This window comes from Methylocystis sp. JAN1, assembly GCF_052186135.1.
Classification (GTDB): Bacteria; Pseudomonadota; Alphaproteobacteria; order Rhizobiales; family Beijerinckiaceae; genus Methylocystis.
This window is the reverse complement of record NZ_CP181499.1, coordinates 2,122,903-2,147,165: the sequence shown is the minus strand read 5'-3', so window position 1 is coordinate 2,147,165 and position 24,263 is coordinate 2,122,903. Positions and strand designations below refer to the sequence as shown.

Annotated in this window: 21 protein-coding genes; 4 read left to right on the top strand and 17 right to left on the bottom strand. The window is 65.9% G+C overall.

The window, feature by feature from the left end; genetic code table 11:
• Positions 1–14 precede the first annotated feature (14 nt).
• From ACNHKD_RS10140 to ACNHKD_RS10125, 4 genes are all read right to left on the bottom strand, one after another.
• The gene (locus ACNHKD_RS10140; RefSeq protein WP_442753365.1) at positions 15–524 is read right to left on the bottom strand and encodes a lysozyme inhibitor LprI family protein; all 510 of its coding nucleotides are present in this window, start codon (positions 522–524) and stop codon (positions 15–17) included.
• A 428-nt stretch (positions 525–952) separates the two neighbouring features.
• Positions 953–1,432, bottom strand: coding sequence for a 23S rRNA (pseudouridine(1915)-N(3))-methyltransferase RlmH (gene rlmH / locus ACNHKD_RS10135; protein ID WP_442753364.1), 480 nt, complete (start codon positions 1,430–1,432; stop codon positions 953–955).
• Between the two features lie 19 nt (positions 1,433–1,451).
• Positions 1,452–1,874, bottom strand: a complete 423-nt coding sequence (gene rsfS / locus ACNHKD_RS10130; protein ID WP_442753363.1) for a ribosome silencing factor — start codon at positions 1,872–1,874, stop codon at positions 1,452–1,454.
• 428 nt (positions 1,875–2,302) lie between these two features.
• Positions 2,303–3,274 carry a quinone oxidoreductase family protein gene (locus ACNHKD_RS10125; protein WP_442753362.1) on the bottom strand — a complete coding sequence of 324 codons (972 nt, stop codon included), beginning with the start codon at positions 3,272–3,274 and terminating at the stop codon, positions 2,303–2,305.
• 237 nt (positions 3,275–3,511) lie between these two features.
• Between ACNHKD_RS10125 and ACNHKD_RS10120 the strand changes: the two genes are divergently transcribed.
• On the top strand, positions 3,512–4,765 hold the full coding sequence (locus tag ACNHKD_RS10120) for an FAD-dependent monooxygenase (protein WP_442753361.1): 1,254 nt from the start codon (positions 3,512–3,514) through the stop codon (positions 4,763–4,765).
• Positions 4,766–5,351: 586 nt separating this feature from the next.
• Here the strand turns inward: ACNHKD_RS10120 and ACNHKD_RS10115 are convergent.
• The 7 genes from ACNHKD_RS10115 to ACNHKD_RS10085 all read right to left on the bottom strand — a co-directional run bounded on the left by ACNHKD_RS10115 (position 5,352) and on the right by ACNHKD_RS10085 (position 14,034).
• Positions 5,352–5,864 carry an Hsp20/alpha crystallin family protein gene (locus ACNHKD_RS10115; RefSeq protein WP_442753360.1) on the bottom strand — a complete coding sequence of 171 codons (513 nt, stop codon included), beginning with the start codon at positions 5,862–5,864 and terminating at the stop codon, positions 5,352–5,354.
• A 119-nt stretch (positions 5,865–5,983) separates the two neighbouring features.
• Positions 5,984–9,028, bottom strand: coding sequence for a bifunctional proline dehydrogenase/L-glutamate gamma-semialdehyde dehydrogenase PutA (gene putA, locus ACNHKD_RS10110; protein ID WP_442753359.1), 3,045 nt, complete (start codon positions 9,026–9,028; stop codon positions 5,984–5,986).
• Positions 9,029–9,308: 280 nt separating this feature from the next.
• Complete coding sequence (locus ACNHKD_RS10105) at positions 9,309–9,524, bottom strand: hypothetical protein (RefSeq protein ID WP_442753358.1); 216 nt, start codon at positions 9,522–9,524, stop codon at positions 9,309–9,311.
• A 67-nt stretch (positions 9,525–9,591) separates the two neighbouring features.
• Positions 9,592–10,401, bottom strand: coding sequence for a formylmethanofuran dehydrogenase subunit C (locus ACNHKD_RS10100; protein WP_442753357.1), 810 nt, complete (start codon positions 10,399–10,401; stop codon positions 9,592–9,594).
• Positions 10,398–11,306 carry a formylmethanofuran--tetrahydromethanopterin N-formyltransferase gene (gene fhcD, locus ACNHKD_RS10095; RefSeq protein ID WP_442753356.1) on the bottom strand — a complete coding sequence of 303 codons (909 nt, stop codon included), beginning with the start codon at positions 11,304–11,306 and terminating at the stop codon, positions 10,398–10,400. Before fhcD ends, ACNHKD_RS10100 begins: the two co-directional genes overlap by 4 nt.
• Positions 11,294–12,928, bottom strand: coding sequence for a formylmethanofuran dehydrogenase subunit A (locus tag ACNHKD_RS10090; protein ID WP_442753355.1), 1,635 nt, complete (start codon positions 12,926–12,928; stop codon positions 11,294–11,296). Before ACNHKD_RS10090 ends, fhcD begins: the two co-directional genes overlap by 13 nt.
• Positions 12,922–14,034 carry a formylmethanofuran dehydrogenase gene (locus ACNHKD_RS10085; RefSeq protein ID WP_442753354.1) on the bottom strand — a complete coding sequence of 371 codons (1,113 nt, stop codon included), beginning with the start codon at positions 14,032–14,034 and terminating at the stop codon, positions 12,922–12,924. Before ACNHKD_RS10085 ends, ACNHKD_RS10090 begins: the two co-directional genes overlap by 7 nt.
• Positions 14,035–14,358: 324 nt before the next feature.
• On the opposite strand from ACNHKD_RS10085, the gene pqqA reads away from it, so the two are divergent.
• Positions 14,359–14,562 (top strand): pyrroloquinoline quinone precursor peptide PqqA, encoded by a 204-nt coding sequence (pqqA, locus tag ACNHKD_RS10080; protein WP_442753353.1) that lies wholly within the window; start codon positions 14,359–14,361, stop codon positions 14,560–14,562.
• Between the two features lie 140 nt (positions 14,563–14,702).
• Positions 14,703–15,737 (top strand): cytochrome-c peroxidase, encoded by a 1,035-nt coding sequence (locus ACNHKD_RS10075; RefSeq protein ID WP_442753352.1) that lies wholly within the window; start codon positions 14,703–14,705, stop codon positions 15,735–15,737.
• 54 nt (positions 15,738–15,791) lie between these two features.
• Here ACNHKD_RS10075 and ACNHKD_RS10070 read toward each other — a convergent pair whose 3' ends face one another.
• The 4 genes from ACNHKD_RS10070 to ACNHKD_RS10055 all read right to left on the bottom strand — a co-directional run bounded on the left by ACNHKD_RS10070 (position 15,792) and on the right by ACNHKD_RS10055 (position 20,375).
• Positions 15,792–16,472, bottom strand: coding sequence for an HD domain-containing protein (locus ACNHKD_RS10070; RefSeq protein ID WP_442753351.1), 681 nt, complete (start codon positions 16,470–16,472; stop codon positions 15,792–15,794).
• Positions 16,473–16,539: 67 nt separating this feature from the next.
• Positions 16,540–18,756 (bottom strand): CHASE2 domain-containing protein, encoded by a 2,217-nt coding sequence (locus ACNHKD_RS10065; protein WP_442753350.1) that lies wholly within the window; start codon positions 18,754–18,756, stop codon positions 16,540–16,542.
• Between the two features lie 312 nt (positions 18,757–19,068).
• On the bottom strand, positions 19,069–19,488 hold the full coding sequence (locus ACNHKD_RS10060) for a polysaccharide deacetylase (RefSeq protein ID WP_442753349.1): 420 nt from the start codon (positions 19,486–19,488) through the stop codon (positions 19,069–19,071).
• Between the two features lie 197 nt (positions 19,489–19,685).
• Positions 19,686–20,375 carry a Crp/Fnr family transcriptional regulator gene (locus ACNHKD_RS10055; RefSeq protein WP_442753348.1) on the bottom strand — a complete coding sequence of 230 codons (690 nt, stop codon included), beginning with the start codon at positions 20,373–20,375 and terminating at the stop codon, positions 19,686–19,688.
• 153 nt (positions 20,376–20,528) lie between these two features.
• On the opposite strand from ACNHKD_RS10055, the gene ACNHKD_RS10050 reads away from it, so the two are divergent.
• Positions 20,529–21,479, top strand: coding sequence for an endonuclease/exonuclease/phosphatase family protein (locus tag ACNHKD_RS10050; RefSeq protein ID WP_442753347.1), 951 nt, complete (start codon positions 20,529–20,531; stop codon positions 21,477–21,479).
• Between the two features lie 36 nt (positions 21,480–21,515).
• Here the strand turns inward: ACNHKD_RS10050 and ACNHKD_RS10045 are convergent, their stop codons facing one another.
• Positions 21,516–22,550, bottom strand: coding sequence for a M14 family metallopeptidase (locus tag ACNHKD_RS10045; RefSeq protein WP_442753346.1), 1,035 nt, complete (start codon positions 22,548–22,550; stop codon positions 21,516–21,518).
• Positions 22,551–22,552: 2 nt separating this feature from the next.
• The gene (locus ACNHKD_RS10040) at positions 22,553–23,956 is read right to left on the bottom strand and encodes a hypothetical protein (RefSeq protein WP_442753345.1); all 1,404 of its coding nucleotides are present in this window, start codon (positions 23,954–23,956) and stop codon (positions 22,553–22,555) included.
• Positions 23,957–24,263: the final 307 nt, after the last annotated feature.

Sequence of the window (24,263 nt, the reverse complement as noted above, 5' to 3'; positions counted from 1 at the left end):
CGACACTCCCCGGATCAGTACATATCCGTCGCGATCGCGCGCAATTGCAGCGCCCGCCGCGCCGTTTCGCGCATCAGGCAATCCGCCCGATTATCCTCGCCGAGCGGGAACGGATGCAACGCGCTCTCAACGTCGCAGCGCGCGGCGCGATAGGCGATCCAGGCGCGTTGCGCGTCACGGAGCTTTTCCTTCGCCTCAGCGGGGACGATCTTCGCGGCGTCCCCATACCAGCGGTTGAGATAGTCGTCCCAGATCTTGGCCTCAACCGCCGCGCAACTCCGCGGATGTCCGTTCTTATCGGAGGGCTTGATCTCCTTCGGCGCGTCCTCGAGGCCGAGACACGCCTCCGTCACCTTGCCGACACAGGCGGAAAAGGCGGCGCTTTCGTCGCTTTTCTCCTTCACGCAATTGGCGGCCCAGCCTTTCTCGCTTCCATTCGGAGAGACCGCCTTCTCTTCCGCAGCGACGGGTGAAGCCAGTCGCGCAGCCAACCAGAAAATCACGAAACCAGCGGCGCCGCTCATCCCGACCTCCTTGGAAATTTTCCCGACTGCTTTTTGCCGCAACGTCTTGAGATTTTGATTTCGGAAGTTATGGTCAAGTTCAAGTCGCTCGATTCTCTGCCCGTTTCGGGCGACCAGGCCCGGCGGGTGGGCCCCCCGCGCGCCGGGCCGCTTGCGCGAGCCTCGTCAGGAATGTGGCCTCTTTGCAACGGTCGCGCAGAGTATAAATCGAACGATGTTCCAGTCCATGGCGACGCTTGGCCGAAACCTGTGGCGAGATTAGGCTTTTTCTCGTTTCAGGGCGGGATTTGAGGGGAAGCGACGGCCTGCCGAGCGGCGCAAGCCCCCGGTAGGCCGTCTTTTGTCTGAATGCGGCGTTTGCCGCGCCCTTGCCAACTGATGCGCGCGCGTCTCCGCATTGCGCAACCGATAATCCACGCTATCCAGCCTCAGGCGCGGTGGTAGGGGTGACCGGACAGGATCGTCATGGCGCGATAGATCTGCTCCGCGGCCAATATGCGCGCGAGCTGATGCGGGAGCGTCATCGCTCCGAAAGAGAAGACGGCGGTAGCCCGCGCCCGAACCCCCGCATCGAGGCCTTCCGAACCGCCAATGGCGAACCACATGGCCCGGCGGCCTGCATCCCGCTCGCGGCCGATGAAGCCGGCGAAAGCTGCGCTGTCCGCCGGCTTGCCCCGCTCGTCGAAGACGACGAGCGCCGAATCGGGCGGCAGGAGCGCGAGCATCTCCTCGCCCTCGCGCGCCATGCGCTCGGCCGGACTCCTCGCTTTGCTCTCGTCGATTTCCTTGAGGTCGAGGCCTTCGAGCCCGACGCGGCGAAGCGCCGAAATGCGCTCTGCGTAGCGCGCGTATATCTCTCGCTCGGGACCGGCTTTCAACCGGCCCACGCAGATCATTCCCAAACGCACGACGGCGGGTCTTCCTGAATCAGACCAGCCGCATCTCCACCGGCCGGTCGCCGCCCCACATTTTTTCGAGATTGTAGAACTGGCGCACCTCGGGTCGGAAGATGTGGACGATGACGTCGCCGGCGTCGATCAGCACCCAATCGCACTGGGGCAGACCCTCAACGCGGGCGGCGACGCCCACATCCTTCAACGCCCTGAGCGCCTTGTCGGCGATGGCGCCGACATGCACGGTCGACCGCCCGGTCGCGATGATCATCTCATCGGCCAGGGCGGTCTTGCCGCGCAGATCAATGGCGATGACGTCCTCGGCCTTGGTTTCGTCCAGCGCGTTGAGGACATTTTGCACGATTGAGCCAGAAAGCGGCGCATTGGCGCCGATCTTCGGCTGGGAACGGGTTTCCGCCCCCGGATGAACACTTGTCGACAGCGTTGCAACCCTCATGCTTCGCGGCCGTCTCGGGGCCGCGCCTAGAGGATGGGACTCTTTGTCACGGATTGCAATATGAAAGGGGACGCGCCGTCGGGCGCCTCAGAAAAAAACCCGGCTCCGCGCCGGGTCTTTAAGGCAGTTCGGGCTAATCGAGAGGCGGGAGGAACCTCAAAGCCGGAACGACTTGAAGGATAGACCATTTTTGGAAAAATGCTCGCGCCTTTTTCGCCGCGACCCCGATCTGGCGGTGAAAAACGACGTTTTCACCCGGGCAGCGCGCCCCCGTCCGCCGCCCATGCGAGGAGCGGCGAAGGGTTGAAACATTCAAATTCAATGGCCTTGGAATCACATCGGGCAGGCCGACCCCCGCGCGTGGCGCAAAGGCCACACACGCCCGAATTGTGGCGTCGAGCGCCGCCTGCAGGGCTCTCAAGCCCGAATCAGGGAATCAGAATCATCGATCCGGCGGTTTGGCGTGATTCGAGCGCGGCGTGGACCTGCGCGGCGTCGGCGAGTGGAAAGGCCTGAGGCGAGTCGATCGTCAGATGGCCCCGCTTGATCGCGTGGAACATGTCCTCGGCCATGTCCTCGTAGTCACGCCGCTTGGCGATGTAGGTGAAAAGCGAGGGCCGGGTTGCGTAGAGCGAACCCTTCTGCGCCAGCAGGCCGATGTCGAAGGCCTCGATCGGCCCGGACGCCGAGCCGAAGCTCACGAACATGCCCAGCGGCGCGAGGCAGTCGAGCGAGGCCGGGAACGTCGCGCGCCCGACCCCGTCATAGACGACATCGCAGAGCCGACCCTTGGTGATTTCCTTGACGCGCTCGGCGAAGTTCTCCGTGCGGTAGAGGATGGTGTGCTGCGCCCCGGCCTTCTCGGCGATCGCGGCCTTCTCCGGCGAACCCACGGTGGCGATGACCTTCGCGCCGAGCGCGGACGCCCATTGGCAGAGAAGCTGGCCGACGCCCCCCGCCCCCGCGTGCACGAGCACGCGGCGCCCTTTTTTGACCCGGAAGGTGCGGCGCAGGAGATATTGCGCGGTGAGACCCTTGAGCATCATGACCGCGCCCTGCTCGTAACTCACGGACTTCGGGAGGTGGATCACCGAATCGGCCGCGATGTTGCGCGCCTCGCTGTAACCGCCCAGCGCCCCGACATAGGCCACGCGGTCGCCCTCCTCGAAATCCTTCACGCCCTCGCCCACGGCGACGATCTGCCCCGCCCCTTCATGACCGGGAATGAAAGGATATTCCGCCGGATAGGCCCCGGTGCGGCGGTAGATGTCGATAAAGTTCACCCCGATGGCGCGATGGCGGATCTGGACCTCCCCTGGCCCCGGCGCGGCGAGCTCGACCTCCTCGAGTTGCAGAGCCTCGGGGCCGCCTGGCCGGTGTACGCGGATCGCCTTGACCATCGAAACCTCCACTCGTCGCCGCAAATGCAATTCTCCCGCCTGCTTATCATGGCGAGCGATCAGCACATAACCAAACGGGCGCCTGCATGGCTCTTCCCCGCGCCCAGGAATGGTCGGAAGGGCGTGCGAACTTCCGGCCGGGGCCTTCGATCCGAATGCGCGGCAATTTGCGCCGCGCCGACCCTCGCGCTGCGAAGCGCGCGCCGCTATAACGACCGCAAGATCAGGAGTCCCATTATGACCGAGCAATCCGCGCCGGAAGGCGCGACGAAGTTCGACATTCTCGTCGCCGGCGCCGGATCGACCGGCCTCGCCGCCGCGCTCGCTTTCGCGCGTTCCGGGCTCAGGACGGCGCTCGTCGGCCGCGTCCCGCCGCCTCTGCCCGGCCGTACGGTTGCGCTCTTCGAGGCGTCCGTGCGCTTTCTCGACGCGCTTGGCGCGCTGGAGCGCGTGAAGGCGCTGGCCTGCCCCGTCGAGGCGATCCGCATGATCGACGATACGGACCAGCTTTTCCCCGTGCCGGAGCTGACGCTGCGCGCGAGCGAGGTCGATCTGCCGGCGCTCGGCGTGAACATCTCGAATGACGAACTCGTCGGCGTGCTGCTCGATCTCGTCCGGAGCAAGCGGGAAATCACGCTGATCGAAGCCGACATCGCCGACTACGAGCTGAACGGCGCGGGAGCGGCGGCGATCCTTGCGGACGGCCGCCGCGTCGAAGCCGACTTCATCGTCGCCGCCGACGGCCGCAACAGCCGCGCGCGCGCCGTCGCGGGAGTCGACGTGAAGGAATGGACCTATCCGCAAGTGGCGCTGACCATGATGCTGCGCCACGAATTCCCGCACGACAACATGTCGACCGAGTGGCACACGCGGTCGGGTCCGTTCACCCTCGTGCCCCTGCCCCCGCGCGAGGACGCGCCGCACCGTTCGAGCCTTGTCTGGCTGATGGGGGTCGACGACGCGCGCCGCCGCCTCGCCAAGCCGCGCGAGGAGCTTGAATATGAGATCGAGGATTACGCGAAGTCCGAATTCGGGACGATGAAGATCGAGAGCGAGATCGGCCAGTTCCGCATGGGCGGCATGCAGGTGTCGCAGCACGCCAAGGGCCGTCTCGCGCTTGTCGGCGAGACGTGCCACGTCTTCCCGCCCATCGGCGCGCAAGGCCTCAATCTCAGCCTGCGTGACGTCGCCGATCTCGAAGACTGCCTTGCGAGCGTCGATCTGCGCAATGAGCGCGAACTGTCGCGCGCGCTGAACCGCTACGACCGGCACCGCCGCGCCGACATCGGTTTCCGAACCCATGGGGTCGACGTGCTCAACCGTTCGCTGATCGTCCCCTATCTGCCGGTGGACCTCTTCCGCGGCGCGAGCTTCGTCGCGGTCGCGGCGCTTGGGCCGTTGCGCCGGGCGGTGATCCGGGAAGGCGTGCTGCCGCATCTCGTGCTGCCGCGCATGATGCGCAAGCCGGTAAGGGAAGCGCGGGCGCGGTAATCGGATCAAGGAGAGGCGGGACGCCGCCTCAGTTTGTTGACAAACTTCCCAAGGCGGCCTCGCCGCTACTTTGTCAGTAACCTGAGGCGGGACGCCGCATCTCCGCTTCGGTCCGGCCGGGCTCATCAATTCCGCTGGCGCTTGCCGGCCTTCGCTCTTCCGCTACTTCCGCCTCAGCGACGGGAGCAAACGATGCACGCGCGGAGAAGCTACAAATACATCGCGCAGGCGGCGCTGATCGGAACCATGCTGATCGCCGTGGACATCAGCCTCTACGAGGCGCTTCGCCACATGCTGCGCTGACTGCGGCTCGCTGGCGGCTTGCCGCCGGACGCGTGCGCGGCGATCCATTTGCGCAGCTTGGAGACGTGATCCTGCTCCTCCTCGACGAATTCCATCGCGAGGATCTTCGTCTCCCGATCGTCCGTCGCATGGCGGCTTCGGATTCGAGCTGGATTGGCGTGGACGAGGAAATCCTCCGCCTTCGTCAGAACTCTCGGGACGGCAAATCCGGCGCGCGATCATCGCGCGCCGATTCATTACGCAAAGTCCATATGCCGTGCGGCGCCCCTTTCCCGGCGGCGCTTCATTTGACGGCGATCTCGATCTTCTTCTCTTCCGTCTTCGGCTGCGCCGTCTTCGGCGCCGTCACCTTGAGCACGCCTTTTTCAAAATGGGCGGCGATCTTGTCGACGTCCGCATTCTCGGGCAGACGGAAGCTCCGCCGGAAAGAGCCGTAACGGCGCTCCGAGAAGAACGCCCCTTCCTTTTTCTCCTCGCGCTCCATCTTCTTCTCGCCGTGGATGACGAGGACGCCGTTGACCACCTTCACTTCCACGTCTTTCTGGTCGAGACCTGGAAGCTCCGCAGATATTTCATACTCATTGTCGCGCTCGACGAAGTCCACAGGCGGCGTTCCCTGCCATCCCATGAAACGTTCGAAGGGCTCCATTTCGCCCGAGCGCCTCTGTAACGGCGCCTCGTCGAAAAAGCGGTCAAGCTGACGGCGCAGCGCCTCGAAAGGTCGCCAATCCCACAGATCGGGAGCGACCAACGCGCCGCCGCCATCCTTTTTCGCGGGTGTCTGCTCTTGAGTCATTTCTGCCTCCGTTGGATCAGTCGCATCAGGCCACCGCGCCTGATCGACGTTGCGACAAGAAAAAAGTCGCTTTCGCCCCCGTCCGTTTCAAGCGGAGCCATTGGCGCGAAATGCCGCGCCTATTCGCCAAGCGACAGCAGCGCCGCGTCGCCGCCGAAGGAGGCCGTGTTGACGGTGACGGTCGTTTCGCGCAGGAAGCGGCGAAGATAATCCGGCCCGCCCGCCTTGGGTCCCGTGCCGCTCAGGCCGAAGCCGCCGAAAGGCTGGCTGCCGACGACGGCGCCGATCATGTTGCGATTGACATAGACGTTGCCCGCCGGCGCGCGCGCGGCGACATGGCGGATACGCTCCTCTATGCGCGTCTGAAGGCCGAAGGTGAGGCCGAAGCCGCTCGCCTCGATCCTGCCGAGAAGCGCGTCGAACTCGGCCGCGCGCCATGTGAGGACATGCAAGACGGGGCCGAAAACTTCCTCGCGCAGATCGTCGACCCGATCGAGACGAAGAATATGAGGCGCGACATAGGTTCCGCGCGCCGGGGCGGCGCCCGCATAAAGCACGCGGCCTTCCGCCTTTCGTTTGGCGAGGTAGCCGTCCAGCTTTTGCTTCGCCTCGGCGTCGATGACCGGACCGATATGGACGTCTGGCTCTCGCGGATCGTCAATCCGCAACTCCTTCGTCGCGCCGACGAGCGTCTCGACCGCGGCCTCCGCAATCTCTTCTTGCAAACACAGCAGGCGCAGTGCGGAACAACGCTGGCCCGCAGACCGAAAAGCCGAAGCGAGCACATCGTCGACAACCTGTTCGATTAGCGCCGTCGAGTCGACGATCATGGCGTTGATTCCGCCCGTCTCGGCGATCAGCGGCGCAATCGCGCCTTGACGCGCCGCGAGCGCCCGGTTGATGCGCTGCGCGACCTCGACCGAACCCGTAAAGACGACGCCGGCCGTTCGCGCATCGGCGACGAGCGCGGCGCCGACCTCTCCGGCGCCCGGCGCAAATTGCAGCGCCTCCCGAGGGACGCCGGCTTCATGGAGAAGCGCGATCGCCTTTGCGGCGACAAGCGGCGTCTGCTCGGCGGGCTTCGCGACCACTGCGTTGCCGGCCGCGAGCGCGGCGGCGACCTGCCCGAGGAAGATCGCAAGCGGAAAATTCCAGGGCGAGATGCACGAGAAGACGCCGCGCCCCTCGTAACGCAGGCGGTTGTCTTCGCCCGTCGGACCCGGAAGCTTGCGTTCGCAACAGACCGACCGGGCCTGCCCCGCATAGTAGCGGCACATATCGGCGGCCTCGCGCAGCTCCGCGAGCGCATCGTCGAGCGTCTTGCCGCCCTCGCTTTGGAGCAACGCCATAAAGGCGCCGCGCCGCGCTTCGAGCAGATTGGCGGCCCGCTCGAGAATCCGGGCGCGCTTTTCGACCGGGACGGCGCTCCATCGCGGAAAGGCGGTCGCCGCGGTCGCCATCATGACGCGCACACTGTCGGCGTCCGCCTCGATCACGCGGCCAACCATCGCGCCGTCGATCGGCGATGCCACGTCGCGCGCGGCGGTCTTCGACGCGGCGCCCGGGCGCGCTTCATGCGGCCCGCTTGAGGCCCGAATATCGTCGAGCAGCGCCGCGAGCGCGCGCCTGTCGCCGAATTCGACGCCTCGCGAATTTGCGCGCAGGGCGGCGTAGATTTGCGAAGGCTGAGGTAATTTGGGATGACGCGCGCCATCGCGCGCGGCCTCGTGCGGATCGGCGACGAGGGCATCTTCCGGCGTCTGCGGATCGGCGGCCCGCGCGACGAAAGACGAATTCGCGCCGTTCTCGATCAGGCGGCGAACGAGATAGGCCAGGAGATCGCGATGCGGCCCGACCGGCGCATAGACGCGCACCGCCACGTCGCTCGTCTCGGCGAGCGCGGCGTAAAGCGCCTCGCCCATCCCGTGCAGGCGCTGGAATTCATAATCCCTGCGCTTTCCCGCGCGCACCAGAATCTCCGCGACGCTGCGGGCGTTGTGCGTGGCGAATTGCGGGTAGATGCGCGCCTGCGCGAGGATTTGGGCGGCGCAGGCGTCGTAATTGAGATCCGTCATCGCCTTGCGGGTGAAGACCGGGTAATCCGCGAGCCCCCGTTCCTGCGCGCGCTTGATCTCGCTGTCCCAATAGGCGCCCTTGACGAGCCGAAGCATGAAGCGGCGATCATAGGCTTCCGCCAGCGCGGCGGCATATTCGATGACCGCGCTCGCGCGCTTCTGATATGCCTGCACGGCGAGGCCGAAGCCGTCCCAGCCGGCGAGAGATGCGTCGGCGGCGACGCGCGCGATCACGTCGAGCGAGAGCTCCAGCCGGTCCGCTTCTTCGGCGTCGATGGTGAAGGCGAGGTCGCGGTCCTTCGCGAGACGCGCAAGCTCCAGCACGCGCGGCGGAAGTTCCCGCAAGACGCGCTCGCGCGATAGGGCTTCGTAGCGCGGATGCAAGGCGGAGAGTTTCACCGAAATACCGGGGCGGTCGGGCAGCGGCGCCTTTCCCACTTCCTTGCCAATGGCGCGGATCGCAGTCGCGTAAGCCTCCAAGTAACGCGACGCGTCCGCCGCGCTGCGCGCGCCCTCGCCCAGCATGTCGAAAGAGAAGCGCTCGCGGGCGCCTTTCGCGCGGGCGAGCGCGTCGGCGATCGTCTCGCCGAAGACGAAATGCGCGCCCATGAGCCGCATGGCCTGACGCGCAGCCATGCGCAGCGTCGGCAAGCCAAGGCGGCGCGCGAGATCGGCGACGAGGCCGCGCGGCTCTCCCTGCCCGATCAGGCGCGCCGAGAAACCAAGCGCGAAGGCGCAGGCCTGCACGAGCAGCGTATCGGAGGACGCTTCATGATGGGAGAAATCGCCGGCGGCGAGTTTGTCGGCGATAAGCTGATCGGCCGTCGCGTCGTCCGGCACGCGCAGCAGCGACTCGGCGAGCGCCATGACGGCGAGGCCCTCGCGCGACGAGAGCGCGAATTCATGCAGAAAATCCTCGACGCCGCCCAGCGCGCTATGCTGCGCGCGCATGCCGCGGACAAGGTTGCGCGCCTTGGCGTCGATTTCCGCGCGGATCGCGGCTTCGGGGCGCTCGGCGAAGAAGGCCGCCGCGAATGTCTCGTCCGGCGGCGCATAAGGCGCGGCGAAAGGCGGCGGTTCTTTCTGCATGACTTCCCCGCGGCAGATGACAATACGGGGAATATGGGAGCGGGAGCGCGTCCGGGCAAAGGGATGAGAATGTTGCTTTCAGTGTGTAAAATCGAAAAGAAGAAAGCATTTCCGTATCGACGCTCTCCGTAGCGCAGACGCTCGGCTTCGATGCGACCGAACTGCGATCCGAAGGCTTAGGTGAACGGCGTCGACGGGTCCGGTTTCACGCCAAAACGTCCATGACGGCGTTGGCGAACCTTCGGGTTTTGCATGCTATAGGTTTGACAAGAGAGGGAGATTATATCTTGTCCCCCTCCGCGCCCGGCGCGGCGCAGCGCCAACGCGTCACCTGGACATTCGGGTGTTCGCCCGACCATTGGGCAATGTACGGCATGGCCTGCATCATGCAATTGCGGGTGGAGCCGGAGGCGGATTCGAGCATGAGCTTGCGTTCGTCGCAGGCGGCCGGCTGGGAAAGCGTGCAGACCGTGAGGATCAATTCCACGAAATTCATGGCAGACACCCTTGCGTGAACGCCGCCGGAATCCGGCGGCGTTGACATGAAGCAAGGGTAATGCCGGTCAGGCGGGCGTCAATATCTCGCCTTTGCCATAGACCGCGGTGTCGCCGCCGAAGCGTTGCAGCCGGCCGGAGAGAAGGGCCGATGCGGCGGCGCTGTCTTCCCTGAGACTGCGGGAGAAAAGACGAGCGAACGTAAAGAGATGCGCGCCGCAATCCAGATAGGTCGGGCCAAAGTCCTTGCGCGTCGCCAGCACCAGGGAGCCGCGCCTGTTGAGATAGCCGACGCGCCCGACGGTCTCGCCGAGGACGATGATCGTTCCGGCGATGACGCGGGAGCCCAAATCTTCGCCAGCGTCCCCCTCGACGATCAGAATGCCGCGGCGCAGCCGGTCGCCCGCCCGCGCGCCGGCTTTGCCGCGCACCACGACGCGGCCGCCCGACATGCCGGCGAGCTCGCCCGCGAGCGGCGCGGCGAGCAATTCCCCCACATCGCCCCTGATCTCGATATGCGCGCCTTCATTGCCCGAGGCCGCATAGGCGCCGGCATTGCCGGAGACGGTGATCCTGCCGCCTTTGGCGAGGCGGCCGACCTGCAATCCGACATCGCCTTCGACATGGATGGAAAATTCCGGCAGCAGCTTCGCGCCGACAAGGTCGAAGCGCGACGAGCCGCCCTCATAGCGAAGCGTCTTGAGCTCGCCCACAGTAACCTTGAACACGTCGCCGACCCTGGTCGAGGCGCGGGTCGTGCCGATCTCGATCTTCTCGATCTCGGCGACGGATTTGCCGGCGAGGCGGTCGGGCGTGAGGGCGGAAAGGTCGACGCGCTGCGGCGGTTCCTGGCGGAGCGTGAAGGTGAAGGGCGTCACGGGACCAGATCCTTCAAATGATAGTGGAACGGGCCGAGCTTGCCGCCGTAATTGCCGGCGCCGACGCGCTTGGCGCCCGTCTCCGGGCCCATGTCGATGATCGCCTTGAGGCCGGCGCGCATGGCGACGCGCACCGCCTCGTCGGTGAGGCCGTCAATCACGATCTCGAGCGTGCAGCCGATGTCGTCCTCGAGAGCGGTCTTGGTCACGCCCTTGAGCGTCGGGCAATAGGCGTCATTGGTCGAGGCGCTCATGCCCTTATATTGCGAGCCGACCTTCGAGCCCGAGCGGACGATGCCGCCGGGGAAAGGCATGATCGCGTCCGGCACGGCGTTGATCGCCTCGACGCCGGCTTCCGTCGCGCGCATGGTCGATTCCCAATCGGCGCCCATGATGAGCAGATTGCCGCCGCCGACGCATTTCTTGAGCACGCCGACCTGGCCCTCAACGAAGAACTCGCCATCCATCACCGGCACGCGCCAGAAGCGGCGTCCGTCGATCGCCTTCGACATCTGCCATTTGTCGCCGAACTGGCGCATGGAGTCGCCGACCTTGATCTTCAGATCGCCGTCGAACGCCGAATAAAGCGCCGTGCCGGGACAGGTGAGGATGCACTGGCCGACGCGGTTCACGAGCGCCTTCTCGGCGCCCTTGGCCGAAAAGGCGAAGAAGAGAAGACGCACGCCCGGACGGCCGTCGGGGGTTTCCTCCTCCGACAGCTCCCTGTCGACGCCGGCCTCGCAATCGCAGCCGATGACCGACGTGGCGTAGCCGGTCGCCGTCGCGGCGGCCTGATTGGCCCATTTGCGGGTCGGCGCCGTAATGATCAGCCCCGTCGCGGCCATGGGGAAGGCTTCGGCGAAACTGTCGTCGATGCGCACGCCGTTGCGAACTATTCCTTGCATGCAACCTCCGCAAAGGCGTCCCTGTTCGGCAGAGCGGCGTCGGACACGTCGAAGACGCCGCGCGGCAGGCCGTAAAGCTCCTCATAATAAGCGTCGAGGCGCTTGTTGATGCTCGTGTCGTAGCGCGGGCTGATATGCAGCGTCTTGCCGCGCTTGTAATGCGACACCGCGCCGTCCTTCACGACGAGTTCGCCGTCCTTGAAGACATAAGCCGCCTTGCGGAACATGCCGGCGACGTCGCGATTCTTCTTGTAGACCGCGATGTCGGCGATGGCGCCCGGCGTGAGCGCGCCGCGGTCCTTGAATCCGAAGAGCTTGGCGGCGCCGGAACGGCTCATCTGCGCGATCTCGTAATAATTATATTCGCGCTTGAGCGAGGGCAGCGTCGTATGCTCCAGAACCTCGGCCGGCAGGCGCGACATCATCTCCTCGCGCAGCTCCGCGCTCATCAGCAGCGCGAAGAGTTCCGGATAGGCCGTGAAGGGGCCGCCATTCGGATGATCGGTGGTGAAGAAGACCTGCTCCGGATTCTTGATGAGCAGGAACAGCTCAAGGCCCGCCGCCCATTGGATGGCGTTGTAATAGTTCGAGACCTTGTAGGCATAGGGAACGATGCCGCCGCCATTGGCGTCGCCGTCGAAGATCGCGCCCTTCTTCGGAATCGCGCCCGGCATGCTGTTGAACTGCTTCAGCACGTCGGAGGAGATCGTCACCGTCTGCGAGAACATCACCTGGCCGATGTCGACCGTGACGTTGGGATTGGCGTTGATCTTCTCGGCGAAAGCCGCCGCGGCGGAGGAGAAGGCGTTCTTGCCCTCCTTGCCATAGGCGTAGAACTGCACATGGGCGAGATGCAGCGGCAGGCCCTGCGACGCGTCGATCGTAGCGAGCGCCGTGTCGATATTGCCGGCGATGCCCAGATTGTTCATGTGCAGATGCAGCGGGTGGTGGATGCCGACCGCCTGCGTCGCCTTCTGCAACGTCTGGAAAATCTTGCGCGAGGTCAGGCCGTAGAAAGGCACCTCGTCGTCGAGCCCGAAGGCGCGCATATTCTCCTTGAAGGCCTCGCAACCGCCCGGATTGATGCATTTGAGGCCCAGCGAACGCGTGCCGCTCACCGTCTGCGCGACATAATCGTTGATGGCGCTTTCCGACTCGCCCGCGCGAATCTGGCGCAGCAGGAAGTCGTCATTACCGAGAACCGTCAGCGCGCCCTTGTCGATGATCGGCACGTCGTTGAGTTCGTAATGCGTCTGCAGCGAGTGATGCGGCGCCATCGCCGGCTCGACGACCGTGGTGAAGCCCATCTGCGCGTAGAGGCGCCCGGTCTCGTAGGTCGACCATTTGGCGGTGGAGAGCGGCGTGCCGGCGAGGCGCGCGCGAATGGCGCGGTGCAGCTCGGGGAGCAGCAGGCGCGCCGTGTTCACATTGCCGCCGGCGATGTGCGAGTGAATATCGATGGCTCCGGCCATGACGACATGGCCGGAGCAGTCGATCTCCTGATCGGCCTTGCCGCCGGCCGGCGGCGCGACGATGCGGCCGTCCTCGAACCAGACGTCGCCGACGCTATCCTTGCCCGTCGCCGGGTCGACGACATGGCCGCCACGCAAAACTGTCAGCAAGGCGCGACCTCCGAAACATTCGCCATGATGGCGTCGATGACCTGAGCGACTGTAGGGGCATCGGACGGCGCGGCGGCGCGGCGCAGCGCCATGCCGCCCGTTTCCTGGGCCATGAGAACGGCGTCATGGGTGACGCCGGGTTGGCCGACTTCAATGTAAAGGCCGCGCGCCGGCGCGGCGCCGGCGGGCGCCAGCGTGACAAGCGGAATGTCGCTCCGCGACCAGGTCGGCCCTTCGCCGTCGAAAGAGGAAATCCACAGGGCCGCGTCGGCCTCGCCGCTGTCGACAAGCCGGCTCGCCTCGAAGCGCCACGGGTCATGCTCGGGATAGCCGCGGCCGAAGCCCGTGCGCGGCGGAAAGCCGGTCATCCAGCCCGCGACCTGCGTAACGCCCGAGGCGCCCGCGCGGGCGCCGATATGAAGGCCTGTGAAGCGCGTCGCGACGTTGAACTCGGCCACGAGCGCCTGCATCATCTCGACCGTGAGCGCGTCGAGGCCGATAGCGGTCGCCCAGACGAAGCAGCCGAATTTGGCGTTCCTGAGCGTCTCGGCGACGCCGTCGACGAGTTCGAGCTTTGCGGCGTCGATCTTCGCCGGATTGACGCGGCGACCGCCGACGCGGGCGCGCCACACGGAGAGAACGCCGGGGATTTCCTGCAAGGTCGCCGGAATCACCGTAGCGCCCGGGACGGCGCCCGCCTCGCCGGCGTCCGGGCCGATCCAGATCACCTTGCGCGGCTGGCCGGCATGGGTCCCGTGACGCGGCGCCTGATCGAGCGCGAGCCGCTCCAGCATGCCGGGCCATTGCCGGGTGAGGCCGGGGCCGACGAGAATCACGACGTCGGCGCGCACGCGCGCTTCATTCGCGGTCGTGGTGAACATGCCGAAAGAGCGCTTCACGTCGAGATCGACGAGGGAATCGCGCGAAGCCAGATGGTCGAAGGCGCCGCGCAGGCGCTCGGCCAAAAGAATCGCCGCGCGGGCGCCCGGAACGTCGGCGCCGAGCCCCGCGACCAGGGGAAATTTGGCGCTGCTCAGAATGCTCGCCGCCCGTTTATAGGCGTCTTCGAGCGCGATCGCTTTGCCGTCGAGCGAAGCCTTGCTCATCCGCTTCCTGCCCCGTGCCGCTTGATGGCGGTCGTTGAAATCGCCGCGCTGAGGTGCCGCGCGGGCCAGAGTCGCCCTCGTTACGGTCTCAGCCGAAGGAAAACTCTGGGGTTTTTGCTTGAGGCGCTTCCGGCTTCTGCGCCGGAAGGCGCGCTATGCCTAGCAGTCGCAACGCCCCGTGTCGAGACGCATGGGCGCCGCATCCGGGGCAATCCGGTGAACGACGACGAGGCCCTCGCCGCCTGACCTTAGCCGTGGTCGAGAACGAACAAACGGCCCCGTCCGCCGTTGATTCGTCCTGAAAAGGAGAGCGGCCGGGGCTAATTGCACGCCCCGGCCGATCATGATAAAGCTCTCGCCGAGCTTGAACCTGCCCCCATCGCCCGGCCCAAGAATCCGGCGAACAAGAGCAGGAAACAGCCGCCGAAGTTCCAAACGGAGGAAATGACAATGGCCTGGACCACCCCTGTGATCGTCGAAGTTTGCGTGGGCATGGAAGTCACCGCCTACTCGTCGGCTGAAATCTAAGATTTCGCACGAGTCCGTCGTCATACGGCGGATTGCTCAGCAAAAAATCGAGCCGGTAGGATTGGCGCCGCGAAGTGCTGGCGTTTCTTACTCGGCTCGATTTTTTTGCCCAATTCGGATCCGCCTATGCGGAGGCGATCATGCGTTTTTCCCTTCTCTCAGTTTCGCTGGCCGTCGCGATGCTCTCCGGCTCCGCGCTCGCGGACGCCTCCGACGCCAGAAAGCTCCTCGACGAGGCGCAGCAATCCTTCAAGCCGCTGCCCCCAGCGCCCGTAGCGAAAGAACCGCTGCAGGCGGCGCGCGCGGAGCTCGGGCGTCGGCTGTTCTTCGAGAATCGCGTCTCGATGGACGGCAATGTGAGCTGCTCCCACTGTCATCTTCCCGACAGGCAAGGGGCCGACGGCCTGCCAAAGGCGATCGGCGTCTTCGGCAAGGAAAATCCGCGTAACGCGCCCTCGGTTTTCAACGCCGCTTTCAATTTCAAGCAGCACTGGCGCGGCGAGCGGGAATCGCTCGAGGAGCAGGCCGAGAAGTCGCTGCTGGGCCCCGCCAGTTTCGGCAATCCCGATCAGGCGGCCGCCATGGGCAAGCTGAAGGCGATTCCCGCCTATTCGGAAGCCTTCGCCAATGCCTTTCCGGGCGACAAAGACCCGGTCAATTCCAAAAACTGGGGCGTGGCCGTCGCCGCTTTCGAGCGAACGCTGCTGACGCGCTCGAAATTCGACGCCTTCCTCGCCGGCGACGCCAGCGCCCTCTCCCCGCAGGAGCGGGCTGGCCTGCGCAAATTCATCGATACGGGCTGCGCCTCCTGCCACAACGGCATCGGCGTCGGAGGCGACTCCTTCCAGAAATTCGGCGTGACCGGCGACTATTGGAAGGAGACGGGCTCGAAGACGCCTGACAAGGGCCGCGCGGACGTGACGAAAGACGACGGGGACCTGTATGTCTTCAAGGTCCCGAGCCTTCGCAACGTCGCGAAGACCGCGCCCTATTTCCACGACGGCTCGGTCGAGGATCTGACGAAGGCCGTGAAGATCATGGGCAAGGTTCAGCTCGGCAAGACGCTTTCCGACAGGGATGCAGCTGAAATTGTCGCGTTCCTGGGGAGCCTGACGGGCGCCGTTCCGACGAATTATTCGGCGCCGGAGCCCTATCCGGACGCCGGGGCGAAGTAGCGACCGCTCACCCTCCTCAAGGCTACCGCATGCGCGCAAGTCTGGAGGGATAGGTCAGGCCGGCCGGGCCGCGAGGCGCTCGCGCAGATCGACGTCGGCGCGCTGGAGATTGGCCCGCGCGTGAGCAAGCCAGAGCGCGCGCGACTCGGGCAGGCGATAGAGCCCGTCGCCCGCGGCGAGGAAGCTTTCGAGCATCTGCACGCGGCCCTGATAGAAGGCGCGCTCGGGCGCCCAGCCGAACTCAAACTGAATGTCGTCCAAATTCTTTTCAAAAACGCACCAGGGCGCCGCAAGAGACGAGAGATCGAGATCGAGGAAGAAATCAAGGTCGCGCGAAAAGCCGGGGTAGAGCTCAACGAGCGCCCTTGCCTTCATATGGTTCGCCGTCGCCATGATGAGGTCGTGCACGGCCTGCGCCTCGAGCGCGTCGAACCTGGAATGGCGCGCGAAGAGTTCGGCGCTGGCCTGGACATTCTCAGGATCCGTCCGCGCGCGGCCGTCCGGATCGCGGGTGAGATAGACGGAATCGTGCCAGAAGATCGCGGCTGCGACGAGATCGCCCCGGGTCGGGAGGTGCGCCAGCGCATCGAGTTTCGTCAGCAGATCGACGATATGTCCCCATGCGTGGTAGGCGCGCTGCGGCTCGCGATAGGCGGCGTCGAGCGTGGCGAAGGCTTGCGCGTCATGTCGGGAGGCGAGAAGGCTCCAATATTTCGCGACGATCGTGTCGGTCATGCGCAGGCGACGATCCTTCCATAGAGCCAATGGGTCGCGCGGGGCGACGAGCGGCGCCGCAAGCACATCATTTGCTTTGGAGATTCCATATCGAAGACCGGCCTTCTTTCAAGCCCTCGCGAGCGAGCCCGGAATATCGTTCACCCAGGCCCAGATAGAGCGCAGGCCACGACCCCGGGACTGTCAAGGCGACGCTTTGCGCCCGCATGGCGGCGGCGGCGAATCGCCCCGATTCATAATCCGCCACCATTTCCCCATGCGCCGTGCGCCAGCGCACATACGCGTCGGTTCCGGCAAAATCGGGGTCGCCCGCAAGGGCGAAGACATGGGTCGGCTCGGCGCGGCCAACGACCACGATGCGACCAAGATCAAGCCAGGCCATGTCGGGGACGGCGTCGCGAACGGCTTTGGAAACGACGATGTCGGTCGAGAAGGCCTTGCTCGCGCCCTCCAGACGCGATGCGAGGTTAACGTTGTCCCCGAGGATCGAGTAGTCGAAGCGGCGGACCGAGCCCATATTGCCGACGCTGGCGGGCCCGAGATGCAGGCCGAGCCCCATCGCCGCCTCCGTGTGCGGGCTCCCCGCGGCCTGCGCCAATCGCGCGCGCTCGGCGTTGAAGTCCTGCATGGCGGCGCGCATCGCCAGCGCCGCCCGCACCGCCTTGCGCGGATGGTCCGCAATGTCGAGCGGGGCGTTCCAAAAGGCGAGGATGGCGTCGCCCATATATTTGTCCACCGTGCCCTCGCTTTCGAGAATGGCGTCGGTCATGGGCGTCAGATAGTCGTTCATGAACTGCGTCAATTCGCGGGCGCTCAAGCCTTCCGAAATGCCCGAGAAGTTGCGAAGGTCGGAAAAGAGCACCGTCAGCTCGCGCGTCTCGCCGCCCAGCACGAGGCGCTCGGGATGCTCCGCGATGCGGTCCACGACCGCAGGCGCGACGAATTTGCCGAAGGCCCGGCGGACTTGCCGCCTCGCCATGATCTCCGCGCGCCACAACGTGACGGCCCCGACGATGTAGGCGCCGACGATGGCGAGACTGGGATAAGCCGGATCGAGCAGCAGCCCGCGCTTCTCAAAAAGATAAAGCGAGCCCGAGAAGAGCCCGGCGACGGCGAGGGGCACGAAAGCGGCCGACACGAGCTGCGGCGCAAGGAAGAGCAGCGGCATGGTCAGGGCGAAAGCGACGATGGCCACGACATATTCTAGGCCCGGCGCCCAGTCGGGCCGCGACAGCAAGGCCCCGGTCGTCAGCGACTCCACGATCTGCGCATGCACCTCGACGCCCGGCACGACCGCCTCCAGCGGGGTCGCGCGCACGTCGCCCAGCCCCACCGCAAGCGCGCCGATGAAGACGATGCGCCCCTCGACCTCGCCACGCGGGACGCGTTTCTCCAGAACCGCCTTCGCCGATATATTTCGCGCCGGCGCCGCGTATGTGTAACGCGGGCGCACGTCGGCGTTCGGGCCGGCGGCGATCTGAAAGGCGCCGACCTTCACCGCATTGACGCCTGTCTGCGCGCCATAGGCGGTTTCGCCGCTGGCGTTGGAGGAGCGAATGACGACGCTCTGCTCTCCCTGCGCGACGCGCAGCGCCTCCAAAGCAAGAGACGGCGCGATCGACGCGCCGACGCGGGTCAGCAGCGGCACGCGCCGCACGACCATGTCGCGGTCGGGAAGCCAGTTGGTCGCCCCCAGCCCTTTCGCGTTTTCAACGAACGGCTCCAGCGGAAGAAGCGCCGCGGGAAATAAATAGAGGAAGGGCGCCGGATCGTCGCCAGCGAAGGCGACGCCCGTCTTGGAAGGATAGGTCTTCGCTCCCTCCGCCGCGAGCGTGGCGCCGAGCACGACCGGCGCGTCGCGCAGGGCGCCGGCGAAAATCGCGTCGCTGTCGGGGGCCTTCGCCACGAGCCGGGAGACTTCCGCGCGCAGCCTGGGGTCCGGCAGCGCCTCGACCAGCATCCGGGCGCTCGCGCGGTCGGGTTCCGAGAAGATGAAGTCGAAGGCGATGACGGCGGGGCCGAGTTCGCGCAGCCGCTCCACGAGCTCGGCGAGACGCGTCCTCGGCCAGGGCCACTGGCCGTAGGCTTTCAGGCTTTCCTCATCCACGCCGACGACGCGCGCGGGCGTTTCCGGATCGTAAAGGCGCGGCGACAGGCGCTGGAACTCGTCGAAAACGAGATTGCGAAGATCGTCGAGCCGGCGCGGCTGCAGCGCGCCCCAGGGCAGGACGAGCGCGGCCGCGAGCGAGGTCGCGAAAAGGAAAACCCACTTACGTTTGACCATGCGATCGTCCGCCGGCGCGAGCCGCTCCCTCGCGCGCCGACGGCCGCGCGACCTGCTCGGCGCGGAGCCCGTTACAGGCCGGGACTCTGATAATCTTCCTCAACGACGACCGGCGGCGGCGCAGGTTGGTTATCAACATTGGCGCGGCTTTGGACAAGGGCGTCGCCGGCCCGGACAGGCCCGGGCGCGTCGAGACCCGGCGGGGGCTCGACGCTCGGCGAGGCGCTCCTCGCCGAGCGCCAGATTCACGCCTGAATTGCGGGGCTTGACCTTGGCGCCGCCCGACTGCCAGACATCGTTAAACAACAGTTCCTACGGGGATTTTTCGCGTGCGGGCAAGCGAAGGACGGCGGCCTCCGGGCCATCGGGCTCCGCGCCCGCCCGCGCTGTCTCGGCGCTCAGGCGACGCGCCCAGCGGGCGCGCAATACGAGCGCGGGACGCCGCGAGCAGGCAGACCGGCCCCGGCGCGGCGCGCGCGGCGCGGCGAGCGCCAGAAGCCGCCGCAGCACGATCAGAAGATCGGCCGCCTCCCGCGTGGCCCCCGCCGCGACGGCCGCTCGGATATCCGCGACGATCCTGGCGCGCGTCAGCGCCTGCGAGCGGCGGGCGCGACGATATTTCGCCAGCAGGCGCTCGTGTTTCTCACTCGGGCTGACGCCGAGCACGATTTCGTGCGGCTCCAGCCCCGCGACTTCCTTGCATCGCTCGATGGGCGTCAATAACGCGCTCATCCGCCTCTCTCTCCCTCCCCGGAGCGTGCTGCGAAAAAGCTCGCCCGACCTCTAGAAAGACCACGTCATCCGCGTTCGAGCGTTTCCGCTGAAACGCGGCGTGATCCAGAGACGAGGATCGTCTCCTTTAGATGGGGTGAAGCTACAAAACGGCGAGGAGCTGGTTTGTGCGGAATCGCACAGGTCTCGTTCCGCTCTCATTCGGCGGCGTTCATCGCGTCCTTCACGCGCTTTTCGAGCACGCTCGGGCGCAGCAGGACGAGGCCGCCGCGCACTTTCTCCGCGAGCCCCTCTTCCGCCATGGCGCCGAGTTCGCGGCTGACCTGCTCGCGGCGGCAGCCGATGCGCGCTGCGAGGTCGTGCTGGAAGGGCGGCGGCGAGACGATCGCCTGCCCGTCATGACCCTTGCGCGGCGTCGACATGCGCAGGAGTTCGGAATACAGCCGGTGGCGCAGGTCGAGCACCGAGCGCTCGAACAGCCGCACGTTCAGCTCGCGCACGCGCGCGGTCAGAAGGCGCAGCAGGCGCTCGCTGATTTCCGACGAATGGAGGACGATCTCCTTGAAGACCGCCGGCGGCACGAGCAAAAGCTCGGCGTTCGTAAGCGCCGTCACATTGGCGGAGCGCTTGGCGCCGTCGATCGCGGCCATCTCGCCGAAAAATTTCCCCGCGCCGAAATCGCCCAGAATCATTTCCTTGCCCGCCGCCGTGCGAACGAGAACGCGAACGTCGCCGGAAACGATGAAATAAACGTCTGTCGAGGGATCGTCGAAATCGAGGACGAGTTCTCCCTCGGAATAGCGCTTGCGCACGCACTGGCGCCCGAAGGACTCGGCGCGGGCGGCGTCGACGCCGGCGAAAAAGGGGATGCCGTCGAAAACGGACACGGCGAGAAGCTCCGCTGGAGGAAAGAAAATTGCAGGGATAGTGCCGCCAAACGCCGCCGCCGTCGAGGGGCGAAACGGCGCATTTGCCTAATAAATCCTTCGCAGGCCGGGGACGCTCTGGCGCCGGAGACCGAACCGCGGGAAAATCGGGCGATGCATCTGCGGCTGGCTTCCTTCAATCTCGAAAATCTCGACTACGCGGCCAGCCGTCGGGACGCGTTCGACGCGCGCCGCGCCGCCCTGCTCCCGCTGTTCGCAGAGCTCGACGCCGATGTAATCTGCCTGCAGGAAGTCGGCGCCCAGAAGCCGCACAAGCGCGGCGCCCGCGAATTCCTCGCGCTCAACCGCCTGCTGGAGGGGACGCCCTATGCGCGGTTTCACCGGGCGGCCAGCGTGCGGCCGGGCGCGCAGGCGCCAGCCGACATCCACAATCTCGTGATCCTCAGCCGCTGGCCGATCCGAGCGGCTCGACAGATTCATCACGACATCGTGGAAAAATGGACCTGGCCGCCGCCGCGCGACAGCGACACGGCGCCGCCGCCGATCCTAATCGAATGGGACCGGCCGCTGCTCTACGCGGCGGTAGAGGGGCCATCCGGCGCCCGGCTCCATCTGGTCGACCTGCATCTGCGCGCGCCCCGCCCCGCGCCTGTCGCGACCGCGCGAGGCGAGGGCTCCAGCAAGGGGCAAATCGAAGGGCAGTTCGTCGCCGCGCAGAAACGCGAGGGGCAGGCGCTCGAGGCGCGGCTTTGGGTGGAGACGCTCTTCGACGCCGATCCGCAAGCGCTGGTCGCCGTCTGCGGGGATTTCAACGCCGACGAACATGACGCGCCAACGCGCCTGCTGCGCGGCGGCGACAATGAATTGCAGCAAGGCCCGCGCGCGCTATCGCCGCTGGAAGAACGCGTGGCGGCGGAGCGCCGCTACACGGTGATCCATGCGGGGCGGCCGAAGCTGATCGACCATATTCTCGCGTCGCCGGCGCTGACGGCGGCGTGGCGCGAGACGCGCATACTCAATGAGGGTCTGCAGGACGAGGTCTATGCGCAGGACCCGATTTTGGGGTCGCTGCATGCGCCAATTGTCGCATGTTTCGAGATGTGATCGCTCCGCGAGCCGCAAAAGCGCCTCTTCCCGTTCCTACAACCGCTCCCCATCCATGCCGATCCTTTGCATCAAATAACACAGGCAATCGAGCTGCACCGCGCGGGGATCGACCGTCAGCATTGCGGGAATCGCGCTGCGCATCAGCCTGATATTCCCGCCCGAATAATCGAAATATTCGCCGGGCGCCGACCCATCCCCATCCCCCGGCAGAATATCAAGCCTCACGCCCGCGCGCGCGACGCCGAAGGAGGCGCCGGGCGCGAGCTCGCTGAAGTTCAGATGATCGATATCCGGTCGGAACATGAAATCGGCGGCCGAGCCGTCGAAAGAGAAGGTCGAACCCGCTGGCGGCTTTACAATGGCGTAGGTGCGTAGCAGATCGACGTCATGCGGCGCCGGGGCGTGATCCGGCAGATGCGCGATGGAGAGCGCCGCCTCCACCAGCTCGATCGCATGCTGCGTCGCCGAACCCGCGCCCGCCTTGCCGCATTCGACCGTGATGGCGGGGCAGAGATCGGCGAAGGCCGCCGCCTGCGTCCCGACCGGCCGCTGGAAATGCACGACGGTGCGCGAGAAAAGCCGGGCGAGCGCGATGAATCTCGGCTCGAGTCTCCTTACGCAGGCGTAGTGCGGATTGAAGCCCGTATTGTTGTGAATGTCGACGCTCGCGAAAAGGCCGCGCCGCGCCGCATAGTCATAAACCCACTGCGCCATTCCGGACTGAGATTCTCCAGGAAAAAGCGTGCCGGGCCAGACGCGGTTGTAATCGCGTTCGTCCGGAAGCGTGCGCAGATTGACGGCCGCCGCGCGAATATTGCCGACGAAGAACAGCAGCGAGCGCGGCAGACCGCGCGCCGCGTGACGGCGAAGAACCTGCTGCATGGCGTCGAGACCGCTATATTCGTTGCCGTGCAGCAGCGTCGACACGAAAAGCGGATGGGGATCGCGCCCCGGTAGATCGAAGAGCGTCGGACCGGGAAGAATGTCCACGAGCTTGTCCGCGGAGCAGTCAAGAAAACCTGCCGGCAGTCGATCCATCATGGCGCAGGGCGCGTCGGTCACATCCATTCTCACACTTCCCATTCATGCACGGGCGCGCCGCTGCGCTGCCCTTCGCAATAGGCGGCCATCATGGCGTAAAGGTCGCCGCCGCAGGCGTCGAGCGCCTTGCGCTGCCAGACCGCGCCGGTCTGGCCGGAGCGGACGCGCGCCTCGATCACGTCGAGAAAGCCGCGCGAATCCGCCACGCCGAAATCCGCAAGCCCTGCGCGGGCGGCAGGGATCAGATGGCCGAGCAGCAGCCTATCGACCCCGATTTCGCCGAGGCCCGGCCATGTCAGCACGGCGTCAAGCCCGAGGCGCGCGGCCGCGTAGAAATTTCCCGAAGCCGCCTCGAAAGAGAGCCCCGCCGTTCCCGCGCCGCCGGCGAGCGCCAGCGTCCGGACCAGACCGAGATAAAGCGCGGCGTTCGCCATCATGTCGACGAAGCTCGGCCCAGCCGGCAGGATGCGGTGCTCCACGCGCAGATGCGGCGCGCCGTTCTCGTCAAAGCCGATGAGCGGGCGATTCCAGCGCCAGATGACGCCGTTATGGAGACGCAGATGGCGCAACGCCTCGGGCTCGTCCTCGAAAGCGATAGGCAACAGCGCGTCGTAATCGCGAAGGTTCTCATCGAAGACCTCAAGAAGAGATTGCGCCGCAAAGCCCGAGCCCAGGCAGACGCGCGGCGGCCCCGGCACGTCCACCGCCTGCTCGAAAAGCGGAATGCGGGTCTCCTCCCACAGGGCCTTGCCGAAAAGAAACGGCGCATTGCCGCAAGCGGCGATGATCGGGCCGGAGGCGGCGATCGAGGCATTATAATAAAGATGCGCGAGATCGACGGGCGACTTGAGGTGAACCTGAAAAGACGTCGTCGCGGCCTCCAGCATCACGTCGCGGTGCTCGGAGACGAGATGCTCGCGGCCAAGAATGTCGACCCGCAAGGGCCGCCCGCCGCGCATGCGCAGCACTTCGCTGTTCAGCGCATAATAGCGGTTGAGCGGCGACATATTGGCGAGGGTCAGATCCTCGTCGCGGATCGTCGGCAGGGTGCCGATGAGCACCAGATTGGCGTCGAGCCGATGCGCCGTCTCGTTGCAGGCCGCCCAAACCTCGGTAAGCGCGTCATAGGCCCGGCCCAGCGCGTCGCCTTCGAGCGGCAGCGGGTCGCAGTTGAGCTCCAGATTGAAGCGCGACAGCTCGGGCACGACGAGCGGATTGTCGAGCGCCTCCAGAAGGCGCTGGTTGATCGAAGACGGAAAGTAGTTGTGGTCGACGATCCAGGTCTCGATCTCAAAGCCGATCATATGCCCGGCGCGAGAGAATTTATCGGCGGCTAGAAGCTTGTGGGCGATCTCGGTCTCCGCCGCGAGCCGCCGGGCGAAGCGCGCCTTGTCGGCCTCCGAAAAGCCCGTCGCCCTGATTTCCTCGCCCACGGCCGCTTCCCTTTTTGTCCGTTCTATTACCTAGGCGCGGCGCGTGAAAGCGACGACGGGTCGCGAGACAGGGTAATCACGCTGGGCATGAGCGAATCCCTTTACGGGCGGCATGCGCACATTTCGAAAGTCGCCAACCCCGACATGGCCGGGCTTGTCCCGGCCATGTCGGGATCCTGGAGATATGTGATTCCTTAGCCGGCAAAAGGAGGGTGGCCCCATGAGCAGGGCCAGGTGGAGTAAAACTCCATATCAATGACGATTGTCGTTCACCCGATTTCCCCTGGGTCGCGGTCGTTTCCACGGC